This is a genomic window from Ruegeria sp. BC7 (assembly GCF_056539165.1).
Genome location: NZ_JBQFUL010000006.1, coordinates 146,555 through 160,604 on the forward strand (window position 1 = coordinate 146,555; position 14,050 = coordinate 160,604).

General features: G+C 59.8%; 13 protein-coding genes. 3 read left to right on the top strand and 10 right to left on the bottom strand.

The genetic code is table 11. The annotated features are described in order from the left end of the window. Positions 1-29: 29 nt before the first annotated feature. The 6 genes from ACR0KS_RS15560 to pdxR form a co-directional block, all read right to left on the bottom strand. Complete coding sequence (locus ACR0KS_RS15560; RefSeq protein ID WP_170567157.1) at positions 30-902, bottom strand: DmsC/YnfH family molybdoenzyme membrane anchor subunit; 873 nt, start codon at positions 900-902, stop codon at positions 30-32. Continuing rightward, entirely contained in the window at positions 902-1,651 is a 750-nt protein-coding gene (locus tag ACR0KS_RS15565) for a 4Fe-4S dicluster domain-containing protein (RefSeq protein ID WP_170567155.1), read from the bottom strand. Before ACR0KS_RS15565 ends, ACR0KS_RS15560 begins: the two co-directional genes overlap by 1 nt. Positions 1,652-1,742: 91 nt before the next feature. Continuing rightward, complete coding sequence (locus ACR0KS_RS15570) at positions 1,743-4,556, bottom strand: molybdopterin oxidoreductase family protein (protein WP_170567153.1); 2,814 nt, start codon at positions 4,554-4,556, stop codon at positions 1,743-1,745. Positions 4,557-4,643: 87 nt separating this feature from the next. After that, on the bottom strand, positions 4,644-5,657 hold the full coding sequence (gene pta / locus ACR0KS_RS15575) for a phosphate acetyltransferase (RefSeq protein ID WP_170567151.1): 1,014 nt from the start codon (positions 5,655-5,657) through the stop codon (positions 4,644-4,646). A gap of 5 nt (positions 5,658-5,662) precedes the next feature. Further along, positions 5,663-7,441, bottom strand: coding sequence for a sulfoacetaldehyde acetyltransferase (gene xsc, locus ACR0KS_RS15580; RefSeq protein WP_170386062.1), 1,779 nt, complete (start codon positions 7,439-7,441; stop codon positions 5,663-5,665). A 125-nt stretch (positions 7,442-7,566) separates the two neighbouring features. Beyond that, positions 7,567-9,027, bottom strand: a complete 1,461-nt coding sequence (pdxR, locus tag ACR0KS_RS15585) for a MocR-like pyridoxine biosynthesis transcription factor PdxR (RefSeq protein ID WP_170567149.1) — start codon at positions 9,025-9,027, stop codon at positions 7,567-7,569. Between the two features lie 124 nt (positions 9,028-9,151). Between pdxR and ACR0KS_RS15590 the strand changes: the two genes are divergently transcribed. Beyond that, positions 9,152-9,460 carry a metalloregulator ArsR/SmtB family transcription factor gene (locus ACR0KS_RS15590; RefSeq protein WP_170386056.1) on the top strand — a complete coding sequence of 103 codons (309 nt, stop codon included), beginning with the start codon at positions 9,152-9,154 and terminating at the stop codon, positions 9,458-9,460. Further along, positions 9,453-10,484, top strand: a complete 1,032-nt coding sequence (locus ACR0KS_RS15595) for a permease (RefSeq protein WP_170567147.1) — start codon at positions 9,453-9,455, stop codon at positions 10,482-10,484. Before ACR0KS_RS15590 ends, ACR0KS_RS15595 begins: the two co-directional genes overlap by 8 nt. Before the next feature lie 80 nt (positions 10,485-10,564). Here the strand turns inward: ACR0KS_RS15595 and ACR0KS_RS15600 are convergent, their stop codons facing one another. Beyond that, positions 10,565-10,954: a hypothetical protein gene (locus ACR0KS_RS15600; protein ID WP_170567145.1), complete on the bottom strand. Its 390-nt coding sequence runs from the start codon at positions 10,952-10,954 to the stop codon at positions 10,565-10,567. 52 nt (positions 10,955-11,006) lie between these two features. After that, the gene (locus tag ACR0KS_RS15605; protein WP_170485727.1) at positions 11,007-11,768 is read right to left on the bottom strand and encodes a DUF1013 domain-containing protein; all 762 of its coding nucleotides are present in this window, start codon (positions 11,766-11,768) and stop codon (positions 11,007-11,009) included. Positions 11,769-11,898: 130 nt separating this feature from the next. Between ACR0KS_RS15605 and ACR0KS_RS15610 the strand changes: the two genes are divergently transcribed. Continuing rightward, positions 11,899-12,540, top strand: a complete 642-nt coding sequence (locus ACR0KS_RS15610) for a ribonuclease T2 (protein ID WP_170567143.1) — start codon at positions 11,899-11,901, stop codon at positions 12,538-12,540. Here the strand turns inward: ACR0KS_RS15610 and ACR0KS_RS15615 are convergent. Next, complete coding sequence (locus ACR0KS_RS15615; protein ID WP_170386039.1) at positions 12,537-13,025, bottom strand: hypothetical protein; 489 nt, start codon at positions 13,023-13,025, stop codon at positions 12,537-12,539. The genes ACR0KS_RS15610 and ACR0KS_RS15615 overlap by 4 nt on opposite strands. A 412-nt stretch (positions 13,026-13,437) precedes the next feature. Next, positions 13,438-14,031 carry a recombination mediator RecR gene (gene recR / locus ACR0KS_RS15620; protein WP_170567141.1) on the bottom strand — a complete coding sequence of 198 codons (594 nt, stop codon included), beginning with the start codon at positions 14,029-14,031 and terminating at the stop codon, positions 13,438-13,440. Between the last annotated feature and the right edge of the window lie 19 nt (positions 14,032-14,050).

The window sequence follows — 14,050 nt, forward strand, 5'->3', positions numbered from 1 at the left end:
AAGACCAAGAAGGGGGCTGGCCCCCTTCCTTACCGTTTGCCGTAATACAATCCGACCACGTGCTCAGCCTGCGCGAAAAACAACCAACGCGACACGGCAACACCCGCCAGATGCGAGAGCACCGCAAGCAGGGCAAAAAAGTGGTTGAACGGCAGAAAAAGCAGAACAACTGGGGCGAAGAAAGCCAGCAGAAACGAAATGATCCTCAGTTTCTCGGCGTGTCTGCGCCCCACGACATGCACGAATTCCCGCAGCAGATAGTTCGTCCCTGTGTGAGGTGGCTCAAACGCCCGAACCGCTCCGCGTGACCCCAGACCCGTTGCTGTGCCCAAGTTGGTTCCTGATTGGGCGAGAGCTTTGTCGCCCTGCCACCAATACAGCGCTTGAACAGTCGCAGCGACCAGCAACAAAGGAACAGCCAGCCCGGTTTGACCTGCAAGCAGCGCGCCTCCAGCCAGACTGAAACTCAGAAACAGCGCCGGTGTGAGCTTCATGTTCCAGCGAGGGATAGTCTTGAGTTGGGTATAGATCATGGACGTTGTGAAAACAGTTGCCAGCGAAAACGCCGACCCGATAAGCCCGAGCACGCTCCACCGTTGTCCCAGAAAGACGGCTCCGATCGCGTATAGGCCCATAACGATCAGTGCGATGACTGCACACCATCCTTCGCGGCTAAGCCAACTGGACCTCCATTGAGTGAACGCCTTCCAAGCGCGTTCAGGGTGCCCAAGGTGGAAGGTCGAGGCCATAAGCCCGCCAACAGACAGACCATAGGCGATAACAAAGAAAACGAACGCAACCCAGCCGGTGACGTCCGGCATCCCAAGGCCCAAAAAGAAGAGGAGACCGAAACCCAGGCCGGACAGGGTGGTGAAGATAATGACGGAAGGGGCTGGATGCATCAGAGCTTCTCCAGAGCTTTGTCGAGCCAGCCGATAAAGCCCTTGGGTTCTTCGGCGACCGGGGCCAGCAGCGGTGCCAGAATGTCAATCTGGTCTTCCACTTGATCCTTGGGGCGCGGTGGCAGGTATTTGTTCACGGGCTTGGTGCCCATTTCGGGCATCAGGTCCATTCCCTCCCGCTCGGCAACCAATTTGCTGACATCGCTTTCGGGGTCTCCAAGATCGCCGAAATGCCGTGCCCCTGCGGGGCAAGTGCGAACGCAGGAGGGGACTCGGTCCACCTCGGGAAGGTTTTCATTGTAGATACGATCAACGCAGAGCGTGCATTTCTTCATCACCCCTTCCGCCATATCCATCTCTCGCGCTCCGTAGGGACAGGACCACGCGCAGAGGCCACAACCTATGCAGTCGTTTTCGTTGACCAGCACAATGCCATCCTCGACCCGCTTATAGCTGGCCCCGGTGGGGCAGACGGTGACGCAGGGCGCGTCCTCGCAATGCAGGCAGGATTTTGGAAAGTGGATTAGTTGGGCGTGGCCTTCGGCGGGCTGAACCTCGTACGAGTGGACGCGATTCAGGAACGTGCCCGACGGGTCGGCACCATAGGCGTCCTGATCGGACAAGGGTGCCCCGTAGTTTTCGGTGTTCCATCCTTTGCACGAGATCACGCAGGCATGACAGCCGACGCAGGTATCAAGGTCGATGACGAGGCCCATTTTGCGCTCGGTCGATTGGGGGAGCTGGGTCATGACGGGCTTGCCTCTGCGAGTGTGGTGAGGTTTGGCTGGGGCTCTGCCCCAGACCCCGGGATATTTTTAGCCAGATGAAGCGCGGACCCGGTCATTTGCCAACCTTCCATGCAATATCCTTTGGGCCGGTGCCGACGGGGGAGTTGATCGGGCCGAATTCCGGCTGGCTTTGCGATTCGGTCGGAGGGGTGGTCTTTTCGATTTTGACTTTGAGGTCGAACCACGCCGCCTGACCTGTGACCGGGTCCGAGTTGGCCCATCGCATTCCATCGCCTTTGGGGGGCAGCAATTCGTGGATCAGGTGGTTGAGGAGGAACCCTTTGGTGGCCTCGGGCGCGTCTTTCTGCAAGGCCCACGCGCCTTTGCGTTTGCCGATGGCGTTCCATGTCCAGACGGTGTTGTCGTTCAGCGCGGACATTTCCATAACCGGGACTGTGATTTCACCATGCGGCGAGGTGACTTTTGCCCAATCTCCGTCTTGTAGCTGGTGTTCGCGCATCAGTTTGGTGGGGACGTAGAGTGGGTTACGACCGTGGAGCTGGCGCAACCATGCGTTCTGGGTGCCCCAGCTGTGGTACATCGCCATGGGGCGTTGGGTCAGGGCGTTAACGGTAAAGCCCTCGTTGCCCTGCTGGTCGGTTTCGTACCAGATCGGCAGCGGGTCCATTGTGTCTTTGATCCGCTGGCGCAGATGCTCGGGGGGCTGGCGGTCGCCATGCCCTTCGGCGGCCAGTTGGAATTTGCGCATCGGCTCGGAATAGAGTTGGAACAGGTAGGGTTGCGGGCTGTCATAGAGGCCCATGCCCACTGCCCAATCCTGATAGGCCGCGTTCCACGGTTTGTAGTAGTCCGCGCCTTCGGGGATATGCGCCACGTAGAAGCCACCGTTTTCGATGTAGCGGTTTAACTGGTCAGGATTGACCTCTCCGCGCCCTTCCTTGTCACCATCCTCGCCCCGGAACCCGGCCAGAGGGCCAATGCCGGGTTTGCGCTGGTGGTTGACGATATAGTCGGCGTAGTCTTTCCATTTGGGCGTGCCGTCTTCGTTGGTGAAACCCGGCAGGCTCATGCGGTTTGCCAGTTCGATCAGCACCGATTGGAAGCCGCGCACGTCCCGGTCGGGCTCCACCACGGGCCAGCGGATCGCATCGGCGGCGGCGTCGGCCTCGCAGATCGGGCGGTCGAGCAGCGAGATGCAGTCGTGCCGCTCCAGATAGGTGGTGTCGGGGAGGATCAGATCGGCATAGGCCACCATTTCCGAGGAATATGCGTCGGAATAGATGATCTTGGGGATGACATACTTGCCGTCTTCGGTCTTGGCCGACAGCATCTCCATCACACCCTTGGTGTTCATGGACGAGTTCCACGACATGTTCGCCATATACATTAACAGCGTGTCGATCTTGTAGGGGTCACCCGCAGCGGCGTTCGAGATCACCATATGCATCAGGCCATGGGCCGACATCGGGTTTTCCCATGTGAATGCTTTGTCGATGCGTTGCGCGTTGCCGTTTTCGTCCAGCAGCAGGTCTTCGGGGCCGCGTGGGAAGCCTAGGTGCGGGCCTTCCAATGGTCGACCGGGGCGGCGGTCGCCGTGTGGGGTAGGATGCGCCTCGACCGGTTTGGGGTAGGGCGGTTTGAAGCGGAAGCCGCCGGGGACCTCGACCGTGCCCAACAGGATTTGCAGCACGTGCAGAGCGCGGCAGGTTTGGAAGCCGTTGGCATGGGCGGAAATTCCGCGCATGGCGTGAAAGCTGACCGGACGGCCCGTCATCTTGCTGTGTTTTTCGCCCCGGAAGTCGGTCCATTCGTGATCCAGCTCGATCGCCTCGTCAAAGGCGACGCGGGCGATTTCTGCGGCAATGGCGCGGATGCGTTTGGCGGGGATGCCGCAGCGGTCGGCAACGGCTTCGGGGGCATGATCGTCCGACAGGTATTTCTCGGCCATTAGGTGAAAGACCGGGCGGTGCGTAACGCCATCTTTGTCGTAGGTGGCCGACAGATCCGGGCGCACGCCGGGTTTGTCGAATGCGGTGGGTTCGCCTGTCACGCGGTCGATCACCAGAGGTTTTCCATTGGCGTCGCGTAGGAACAGTCCCTTTTCCGGGCCCTCTGCGGCGTTCACCAGAACTGGCGCATTTGTGTAGCGGCTGAGATAGTCGAGGTCGATCTTGCCCGCCTTCATCAGCACATGGATCAGCGACAGGATAAACAGACCGTCGGTGCCGGGCGTGATCCCAACCCAATCGTCAGCCACCGCGTTATAGCCCGAGCGGATCGGGTTTACCCCGATGACACGCGCGCCACGTGCCTTGATCTTGCCAATCCCCATCTTGATCGGGTTGCTGTCGTGGTCCTCGGCCACGCCGAACAGCATGAACAGCTTGGTGTGGTCCCAGTCGGGCTGGCCGAACTCCCAGAAGGCACCGCCCATCGTGTAGATGCCACCTGCGGCCATGTTGACCGAGCAGAACCCGCCATGGGCCGCGTAGTTGGGCGTGCCGAAATGCTGTGCCCAGAAGCTGGTAAAGCTTTGGCTTTGGTCGCGGCCGGTAAAGAAGGCCAGTTTCTGCGGGGCGGTCTCGTGCAGCTCGTTCAGCCAGCCGACTGCGGTGCTGATCGCTTCGTCCCATTCGATCTCGCGGAATTCGCCCGAGCCGCGTGGTCCGACCCTGCGCAGCGGTTTGCGCAGGCGCGACGGCGCGTTGACCTGCATGATCCCGGCGCTGCCCTTGGCGCACAGAACGCCCTTGTTGACAGGATGGTCGCGGTTGCCCTCGATATAGGCGACCTTTCCGTCTTTCATATGAACGTTGATGCCGCAGCGACAGGCGCACATGTAGCAGGTGGTCTTGCGAACCTCATCCGAGACCTTGGGCGAGGTATCTATGACTGGCTGGTTCAAATCGGCCCCCTGTAGTTAACGATCTGATCATTCTCACATTTTGCCGAGAACCGGAATAACTTTTGCATTTTAGCGGCTATCGGCGGCTCATTTCCCAATCTGGCCATGTTGCGCCTGAACGCTGGTAACGGCGATCATGTGCAGTATGTCTTCGGCCGTACAGCCACGGGACAGATCATTCGCGGGTTTGGCCAGCCCTTGCAGAACTGGTCCGATGGCTTCGACCCCGCCTATTCTTTGTGCAATTTTATACCCCAGGTTGCCTGCGTTCAGGCTGGGAAACACGAATACGTTCGCTTCGCCTTTCAGGGGCGATTCGGTCGCCTTTTGCGCTGCGACCTCGGGCACGAAGGCGGCGTCGAACTGCAGCTCTCCGTCGATCAACAAGTTCGGATCCTTGGCACGCGCGATATGGGTGGCTTCGACAACTTTTGAGACCTTCGGGTGCTCGGCGCTGCCGGATGTCGAGAAGGATAGCATCGCCACGCGCGCCGTATCTCCTGTCAGCGTGGTGTAGGACGCAGCCGAAGCGCGGGCGATTTCCGCCATTTCCTGCGCGTCGGGGTCCACGACCAGACCGCAATCGGCGAAAATGCGCGCTCCCTTTACCTCGTGGTGGTCCTGACAGAACAGCATCAGGAAAAAACTTGAAACCATGGCGGCGTCCGGAGCTGTGCCGATGATCTGCAACGCGGTACGCACAGTGTCCGAGGTGGTCTCGACCGCGCCGCCTACCGTGCCGTCGGCAATGCCTTGTTGCACAAGCATGGCTGCGTAGGTCAGGCGGTTGGTGATCCGCTGGCGCGCGTCATCCAGCGTCATGCCCTTGTGCCTGCGTCGCTCGTACAAGGCTTCTGCCAGTTTGGGTGTCAGCGCAGTTGTTGCCGGATCGTGGATTTCGATGTGATCGCGATTGAACTCGCCCTGCGCCTCCAGCAGAGGTGTAACCTTGGCAGTGTCGCCAACCAGAATAATCCGCGCGACATTCTCTTTCACCGCCATGACCGCGCCCTCGACGACACGTGGATCATCGCCCTCGGAAAGGGCGATGATTTTGTCCGACGCGCTGGCCGTCCCGAGAATGGCGCGCAGAGGCTTCACGCGGGTTACGCCCCGGCCTGCGGGGTCATGTCATCCGCGCTGATGCCCGCAACCGCCACCGGTTTCTTCATCGCGTCGCGGCGGAACGGCTCACCCAGTTCCTGGTTGATCATCGCTTCGATCAGGGTGGTGATGCCGTTTTTCTGGTCTTCGATCGCCTGGTTCAGCGCCGCTGTCAGCTCGTCCATGGTATGAGCCACGACACCTTTCAGGCCACATGCCTGCGCGATCCCGGCATACGAGACTTTGGTGTCCAGTTCGGTGCCCACGAAGTTGTCGTCAAACCAAAGGGTCGAGTTCCGTTTCTCGGCCCCCCACTGGTAGTTGCGGAAGACGATCTGCGTGATCGCGGGCCATTCCTCGCGCCCGATTGCGGTCAGTTCGTTTACCGCGATGCCAAAAGCGCCGTCCCCAGAGAAGCCGACGACCGGAGTATCCGGGTTGCCGATTTTTGCGCCGACGACGGAAGGCAGCCCGTAGCCACACGGCCCGAACAGTCCCGGTGCCAGGTATTTGCGGCCCGCCTCAAAAGACGGATAGGCGTTGCCGATGGCGCAGTTGTTGCCGATGTCCGAGGAAATGATCGCTTCGTTTGGCAGTGCCGCCTGTATCGCACGCCACGCCATGCGAGGGCTCATCCAGTCTGGCTTGGCGGCACGAGCGCGCTGGTTCCAGGTGGTGCCAGGATCGTCATCCTCGTGATCCATGCTCGAGAGTTGCTGTGCCCAAGCGGATTTCTTTTGCGAAATTCGAGATTTGCGCTCGATGCGGCCTGCGTCCCCGGCTGTATCGCTGAGCTGCTCAAGGATGCCCTTGGCGACTTTGGCGGCGTCCCCAATCACGCCAACCGAGACTTTCTTGGTCAGGCCGATCCGGTCAGGGTTGATGTCGACCTGAATGATCTTGGCGTCAGCGGGCCAGTATTCCATGCCATAGCCCGGCAGGGTCGAGAACGGGTTCAGACGGGTGCCGAGGCACAAAACCACATCGGCCTCACTGATCAGCTCCATCCCCGCTTTTGAGCCGTTGTATCCCAAAGGACCGGCGAACAGAGGGTGGCTGCCGGGGAAGGCGTCATTGTGCTGGTAGCCGACGCAGACCGGCGCATCCAGACGTTCGGCCAAAGCAATCGAGGCGTCGATCCCGCCTTCGGACAGAACCACACCTGCGCCGTTCAGGATCACAGGGTTTTTGGCGTTCGACAGCAGGTCTGCCGCCTGCGCTACGGCGCTTTCCCCACCCGAGGGGCGCTCGAACTCAACGATTGCGGGCAGGTCTACGTCGATCACCTGAGTCCACATGTCACGTGGGATGTTCAACTGAGCCGGCGCGCTGGCGCGTTTCGCCTGCATGATCACGCGGTTCAGAACCTCGCACACGCGGGACGGGTCGCGGACCTCTTCCTGATAGGCGACCATGTCCTCGAACAGTTTCATCTGCTCGACTTCCTGAAAGCCGCCCTGACCGATGGTCTTATTCGCCGCCTGCGGTGTGACCAGCAGCAGCGGAGTGTGGTTCCAATAGGCGGTTTTGACGGCGGTGACAAAGTTGGTGATGCCGGGGCCGTTCTGCGCGATCATCATCGACATCTTGCCGGTGGCGCGGGTATAGCCGTCCGCCATCATGCCCGCGCTGCCCTCATGCGCACAGTCCCAGAACATGATGCCCGCCTTGGGAAACAGGTCCGAGATCGGCATCATGGCCGAACCGATGATCCCGAACGCATGTTCGATCCCGTGCATTTGCAGAACCTTAACAAAGGCTTCTTCCGTGGTCATTTTCATCTGACTGATCTCCGCGCATGTGTGGAATGGCCGGGCGATTTACCCTGCCTTTGAATACGGTTTTGGCCCAAGGGAACGGGTGGCGTTAGGGCCAGAACCAACAGCGGAATAGGTCCAGAGCTGACTTAGTATGCACCGATGGCGTCGGCGATGAGTTTCGCGCCGGGCGCAATGCGATCAAGGGCGATCGAAGAATAGCCGAGGCGATAGAAATTCCGCGGCCGTTCAGGGCCGGAAAAGAACGGCGCGCCCGGTTCGATATGAACGCTCTGACCGCGCAACCTTTGCGCAAGTTCCGTCGTGTCCACATGGGGCGGCGCAGACATCCACAGGGATGACCCACCAAGAATCCCGCGTCCGGCCACGGTCAGGCCATGCTGATCCACCGCGTTGTCCAGCGCATCGCGCCGTTGGGCCAGCGCCTTCGACATCCTTCGGATTTGCGCATCGTAGTGGCCAAGCGACAGGAAGTATGCGGCCGTGCGCTGGATATGTCCGGGCGGATGGCGCAGCGCCAGCGAGCGCAGGGCGCGGGCCTCGCGAATGAACGGTTCCGAGCCTACCATGTAGCCAAGGCGCAGCCCCGGAAAGAGCGATTTGGAAAAGCTGCCCACATAGATCACCCGCCCGTCCCGGTCCATCGACTTGAGCGCGGGAGAGGGCGCGCCCAGAAAGGCCATCTCGAATTCGTAATCATCCTCGACCACCATCGCATCAAGCTCGCGCGCGCGGGTCAGCAAGTCTGTTCGGCGGTCCACGGGCATGGTTGCGGTGGTCGGGCTTTGGTGGCTGGGTGTCGTGAAGATCACGTCGGTCTCATCCGGCAGCGCGTGGGCGGGCAGACCATCACGGTCAACCGGGACAGGGGCCACTTTACACTCGGAATGGTTCAAGAGATCGCGCAGCGCATAATAGCAGGGATCTTCGATCACAGCTGTGCGATTGCGATTCAGCAATATGCGCGAGGCCAGCCAAAGGGCGTTCTGCGCACCCATGGTAATCAGGATTTCTTCCGGTCGCGCAGCAATGCCCCGACGGGGCAGGGTGTGTCGGGCGATGAATTCGACTAGCAGCGGATCGTCCTGATCCACGTAATCTCCGGTCAGAGAGTCAAAGTCCTTGTGACCCAAGGCACGCACTGCGCAGAGACGCCAGTTGGCGTGGTCGAAAAGCGTTCGATCTGCCTGTCCGTAGATAAAGGGATAGCGATAATCGCGCCAGTCGCTGGGCTTGGACAAAACTTCTCCGTCCGAGAAACGCCGCGCCAGCGCCGTATTCCAGTCGACGGTTTCGTCCCCGCGCTGAACCGGCGAGTACTTGGGTGGCACTGGGGCATTTTGCGAGACATAGTACCCGGATCGGCCCTTTGCTGTCAGGTAGTCATTGGCCAGCAGTTCCGTATAAGCCAGCGTCACCGTAATCCGGCTTACGCCCAGATGCGCGGCCAGTTTGCGGGATGAGGGCAGCTTTTCGCCCACGTGAAAACGGCCCGACAGAATGCCCTCGGCAATCATCTGCTGGATCTGTGCCTGCAGCGTGCCTTGTCCGTTGAGTTCAAGAAAGAAGGTGTCGACCGAAATGCCCATAGGGTCTTATAGGGTGGACTTATGGGGTGGGCAATCTGGACTTACAGGGATTTGTCTATTTGCGTTGACAACGGAATTCGACTCACCTAAATAACTAGAAATCTAGTTTAATGGAGAATGCGATATGTGGGAAACCGCCGCAGCAGGATTTTCGGCCATGGGATCCGAGGCCCGGTTGAAAGTTCTGAAAACTCTGGTCCGGGCAGGTGAAGCCGGGTTGACCGTTGGCGAAATACAGGAACGCACGGGTATCGCGCCGTCTACATTGGCGCATCACCTGCGGTTTCTGGCGGCCGGTGGTGTCGTTGAGCAAGAGAAAATAGGGCGCACAACGATCAACCGCGCCAGCTATGACGAGCTTAGAAATCTGGCGCAGTTCATCTTGTCCGAGTGCTGCGCGGACGAAGTGGGAAAGGCCGCGAACGATGGCTGAACTGACACAGAACCAGAAGATTTCGGGAAAAGCTGCGCTGGACGTGATCAAAACGCCATGGGCGGTGATCGTCGCGATTTTGATCGCCGTGGCGGTTCTGGACCCCGGAAACTGGGCAGAGGTTGTCACTTTCGCAGGCAAGGCACTTGCGCATACCGGGCAATATATCCTGTTTGCTGTCCTGCTTCTGTCTTACCTTAAGGCGACAGGGGCCGAGGTCATGGTCGCCCGCGCCTTTGAAGGGCGCGAGACACGGATGATCTTCCTCGCCGCTCTGTTCGGCGGGTTGGCACCGTTTTGTTCCTGCGAGGTGATCCCCTTCATCGCGGGACTGCTGGCACTGGGTGCGCCCTTGTCGGCGGTGATGGCGTTCTGGCTCAGCTCCCCTCTGATTGACCCGCCCACCTTGCTGATTACCGCGGGGGCTTTGGGCTGGCCGTTCGCGATCGGGAAAGCCGTGGCTGCTGTCGCTCTGGGGCTATTCGGCGGTTTCGTCGTGCGTGGTCTGATGCGCAGCGGTGCATTCGCGCAGCCGCTACGGGAATACAAACCAGCCGGTTGCTGCGGGTGTGGCCCCAAGCAGGATGACAAGCCCGTCTGGCGGTTCTGGCAAGAGCCCGAGCGTCGCCAGCGCTTTCGGTCCGAGTTCGTTCACAACGGCCTGTTCCTGCTGAAATGGCTGGCTCTGGCCTATGTGCTTGAGGCGCTGCTGGTCAGCTACGTTCCCGCCGATCTGATCGCTCGGGTGGTTGGTGGTGAGGGTGTCTTGCCCATCGTCATCGCGGCTCTGGTCGGGATGCCCGCTTACCTGAACTCATACGTTGCACCGCCGCTGCTGGCCGGTCTGACCGAACAAGGGATGAGTGTCGGGGCCGCGATGTCGTTCATGGTCGCAGGTGCGGTCAGTTCGATCCCGGCAATGGCAGCCGTCTGGTCGCTGGTCAAGCCGAAGGTGTTTGCGACCTATCTGGGGCTGGGCATAACCGGAGCCATTATCGCAGGGATCGTATTTCAGATGATCTAGTGCGGTTGGGGTCTCAAGCTGAACCCGAAACGCCTAAAAGGAAAAACCGCCCGGTGGTGTCACCGGGCGGTTTTGCGTGATCAGCTTGCTTCGCAATATCGCGGCAGCTTGAAGCGGTATCGCGGTTCGCCACTTTCGACGTATACGCGTTTTTCTATGCAGGCTATGTCGCCAACGGTCTGGGAAATCGGCGCTTCGGTGGACGAGATCGACGTCGCGGATCCATCCGGCAACCGGACCGAGGCGATGACCCCGTTCTTGAGATCCCCGTTGATCGGCGTGGCAGACAGGACCGGGACTGTCATGAACGCTTCGTGCTCGTGCCGCCCGTCGTCGTTGAGCAGCAAGAGCGCCGCTGCAACGGCAACAACTCCGACGCCTCCCAGCACAGCCAGACCCTTGGTCTTCATAAAGGCATAGATCGACACGGCTCGGTGCGGACCAAATACGGCAGACAATACGTTCAGCATGTGGATCCCGTTAAAAAAGCCCCGGCCCGTTCAGGCAGGGGCTGTCTGTGCATTAGGGGCGCAGATCGTCTTCGTCTTCATCCTCGGCCCCGCCTTTGGGCAGGTTGAAGAAGCTGTCCGCGTCGATGACCGGCTCGTCGTCTTTTTCTTCGACCGGTTCGTCGGACAGCGAGAATGTTTCCAGACCTTCGATCGCGGTCGGGATTTTTGGCGCGGCGTCCATTTCCAGCGACTGCTCGGTCGAAACCAGCTTGCGGCGCTCATCATCGCTCATGACGCCACCTTCGGCGGCTTTCTTGGCCGCGGCCTTCTGAACGATCGCATCCAGTTCGGACTGTTTGCACAGACCCAGGGCGACCGGGTCGATCGGCTGCATGTTGGCGATGTTCCAGTGCGTGCGCTCGCGGATCGACTGGATGGTGGGCTTGGTGGTGCCGACCAGCTTGGCGATCTGACCATCGCTGAGTTCAGGGTGGAACTTGACCAGCCACAGGATCGAGTTCGGACGGTCCTGACGTTTAGACAGCGGTGTATAGCGCGGGCCACGGCGCTTTTCTTCGCCTGCGGCAGCGGCGTTGAACTTGAGCTTGAGCTTGTGCAGCGGGTTGTTCTGCGCGGCGTCGATCTCGTCCTGGGTCAGCTGGTTGTTGGCGATCGGGTCGAACCCTTTGACGCCAGCGGCCACGTCGCCGTCGGCGATGCCTTGCACTTCAAGTTCGTGCATGCCTACGAAATCCGCGATCTGCTTGAAGCTGATCGTGGTGTTGTCCACCAGCCATACGGCTGTTGCCTTGGCCATAAGCGGTTTTGCCATCAGCCCGTCTCCTTTAAATACATCTGTCCCGTCGCCGGAATTCGGCGGCCCCGTGGTCTTGGGGCAGGTTTCCGTTGTCGGGGAACTTGGCCCGTATATAGTCGCGCAAGGTCAAGAAGGGAAGAGGCGAATGCGCCAAGGGATTCTGGGGCTGACACTATGGGCGATAAGCGCGATGTCAGCCGTGGCGGATGGCAAAGCGGCAGGTGCGTTCGACTACTATGTTCTGGCCCTCAGCTGGTCGCCCAACTGGTGCGCGCGCGAAGGGGATGCGCGCGGATCAGATCAGTGCGACGCGCGCCACGATCACGGCTGGATTCTGCATGGGTTGTGGCCACAGTTCCATCAGGGCTGGCCGTCCTATTGCCAAACCGCCGAGGCTCCACCCTCGCGCCGTATGACGCGGGAAATGGCGGATATTCAAGGCACGTCCGGTTTGGCGTGGCATCAGTGGAAGAAACACGGAACCTGCTCGGGCCTATCTGCGCCGGATTATTTCGCCCTGTCGCGCCGTGCTTACGAGCAAGTCGTGCGGCCCGAGGTCTTTCGCAAGCTGGATGAGACCGTCAAACTTCCGGCCTCGGTGGTTGAGGAGGCGTTTCTGAAAGCCAATCCGGGGCTACAGCCGGACATGATCACCATCACCTGCAAGCAAGGTTACATCGAAGAGGTTCGTCTGTGCCTGTCTCGCGATCTTAAACCGGTGCCCTGTGGCCGGGATGTGATCCGGGACTGCACGGCGACAGACGCCCTGTTCGATCCGATTCGCTAGAGCTTTTTGTTCTGGCAGTCGCGCGCGTATTCCAGCGCCTTGGCCGTGCCCTTCAGGTCTATGGCCATGACGGTTTCTCCTGCCGGATTGTAAACGGTCATTGTGCGGTTCTGAGCAATGGCATTCACAAAGTTCCGGTCGGTGAAAAACACCGTCGCACCCGGCACGCGGTTTTGTTTGAACCCTATGGCCGTGGCGTCAAAGCTATTGCCGTCCAGCTCGAACCGGATGGGATAGCTTTGGCCCTGTTCAATATCCCCCCACGCCTTGTTGAAAACCGTAAAATACCCGCGGTCGCCCAAGGCATCATAGCCTAGACGAACGACCGACAGATCCTCGTACACCGTCTGGATCAGGCACCCGTTGCCAAGCGCGGGGTCCATCATGATGTTCCAACCCTCGGCAAAGCCTTTGTCGATGAGTTCCTGCGACCAAGCGGCGGTTGCGGTGAAGGCGGCGAGGGTGAGGGCGAGAAGGCGTGTCATTGATTTCATCCTGATAGCTCTACCTAGGAAGAAAGCCCTAGATATCCTGTTTGGGCAAGGAACAGACTCGTTTTGGGCGGTTTTTTCAACAGAAAGGCTCATTTGTGTCTATTTGCCTTACTTGCAGCTGTACGGAAACGACCCATCGGAGTTGTCGTCGAGTATACCAACAACAGTATCAGCATAGCAGGTAAGTGTTTTGTCACCGGGACCCTCGCGAGAAAACAGTATAAACTCTGTTGTTCCGCCAGTCAGAGACAACAATTAGTTTCCGTTTGACTCCGTCTTCGGCATTTGTCGTCCCGGTTATGCATTTAGCTGCAATAAATAGTGTAGCAACTACCCCGCAAATTGCTTTCATTAGCGCTCCAAACTCCGTGTATGCAACGTAATATAGGTTTACTAAGAAAGACTAAATTTCCTTCCGCGCCCTCAGCGCTGCCGTGATCGTCCCGTCGTCCAGATAGTCCAGCTCGCCGCCAATCGGGACGCCTTGCGCTAGCGAGGTCAGGCGGACCTGCCCCTCCAACTGATCGGCGATATAGTGCGCTGTGGTCTGGCCATCGACGGTGGCATTCAGGGCAAGAATGACCTCGGTAACTCCTTCGGCCACCACCCGGTCCTTGAGGCGGGGGATGAGCAGTTCGTCCGGGCCGACGCCGTCCAGTGCCGATAGCGTGCCGCCCAGAACATGATAGCGGCCTTTGAACACGCCCGCACGCTCCATCGCCCAAAGGTCAGCGACGTCCTCGACCACGCACAGCTCACCAGTCGCGCGGACCTCGCTGTTGCAGATATCGCAGATATCGGTCGTTCCCACGTTGCCGCAGTTCAGACACTCGCGGGCGGTGATGGCGACTTGCTGCATGGCATCGGATAGGGGGGTCAGCAGCAGGGCGCGCTTGCGGATCAGGTGCAGCACAGCGCGGCGGGCCGAGCGCGGACCCAACCCTGGCAGCTTGGCCAACAGGTCGATCAGGTTGTCGATGTCGCTGTTCGAGCTCACTGCGCGCGCTCCTGCAAAT

Bases quoted from the DNA above. Each gene is read 5' to 3' on its own strand.
- ACR0KS_RS15560 (WP_170567157.1), bottom strand. From the start codon at position 902: ATGCATCCAGCCCCTTCCGTCATTATCTTCACCACCCTGTCCGGCCTG.
- ACR0KS_RS15565 (WP_170567155.1), bottom strand. From the start codon at position 1,651: ATGACCCAGCTCCCCCAATCGACCGAGCGCAAAATGGGCCTCGTCATC.
- xsc (WP_170386062.1), bottom strand. From the start codon at position 7,441: ATGAAAATGACCACGGAAGAAGCCTTTGTTAAGGTTCTGCAAATGCAC.
- pdxR (WP_170567149.1), bottom strand. From the start codon at position 9,027: ATGGGCATTTCGGTCGACACCTTCTTTCTTGAACTCAACGGACAAGGC.
- ACR0KS_RS15590 (WP_170386056.1), top strand. From the start codon at position 9,152: ATGTGGGAAACCGCCGCAGCAGGATTTTCGGCCATGGGATCCGAGGCC.
- ACR0KS_RS15595 (WP_170567147.1), top strand. From the start codon at position 9,453: ATGGCTGAACTGACACAGAACCAGAAGATTTCGGGAAAAGCTGCGCTG.
- ACR0KS_RS15600 (WP_170567145.1), bottom strand. From the start codon at position 10,954: ATGCTGAACGTATTGTCTGCCGTATTTGGTCCGCACCGAGCCGTGTCG.
- ACR0KS_RS15605 (WP_170485727.1), bottom strand. From the start codon at position 11,768: ATGGCAAAACCGCTTATGGCCAAGGCAACAGCCGTATGGCTGGTGGAC.
- ACR0KS_RS15610 (WP_170567143.1), top strand. From the start codon at position 11,899: ATGCGCCAAGGGATTCTGGGGCTGACACTATGGGCGATAAGCGCGATG.
- ACR0KS_RS15615 (WP_170386039.1), bottom strand. From the start codon at position 13,025: ATGACACGCCTTCTCGCCCTCACCCTCGCCGCCTTCACCGCAACCGCC.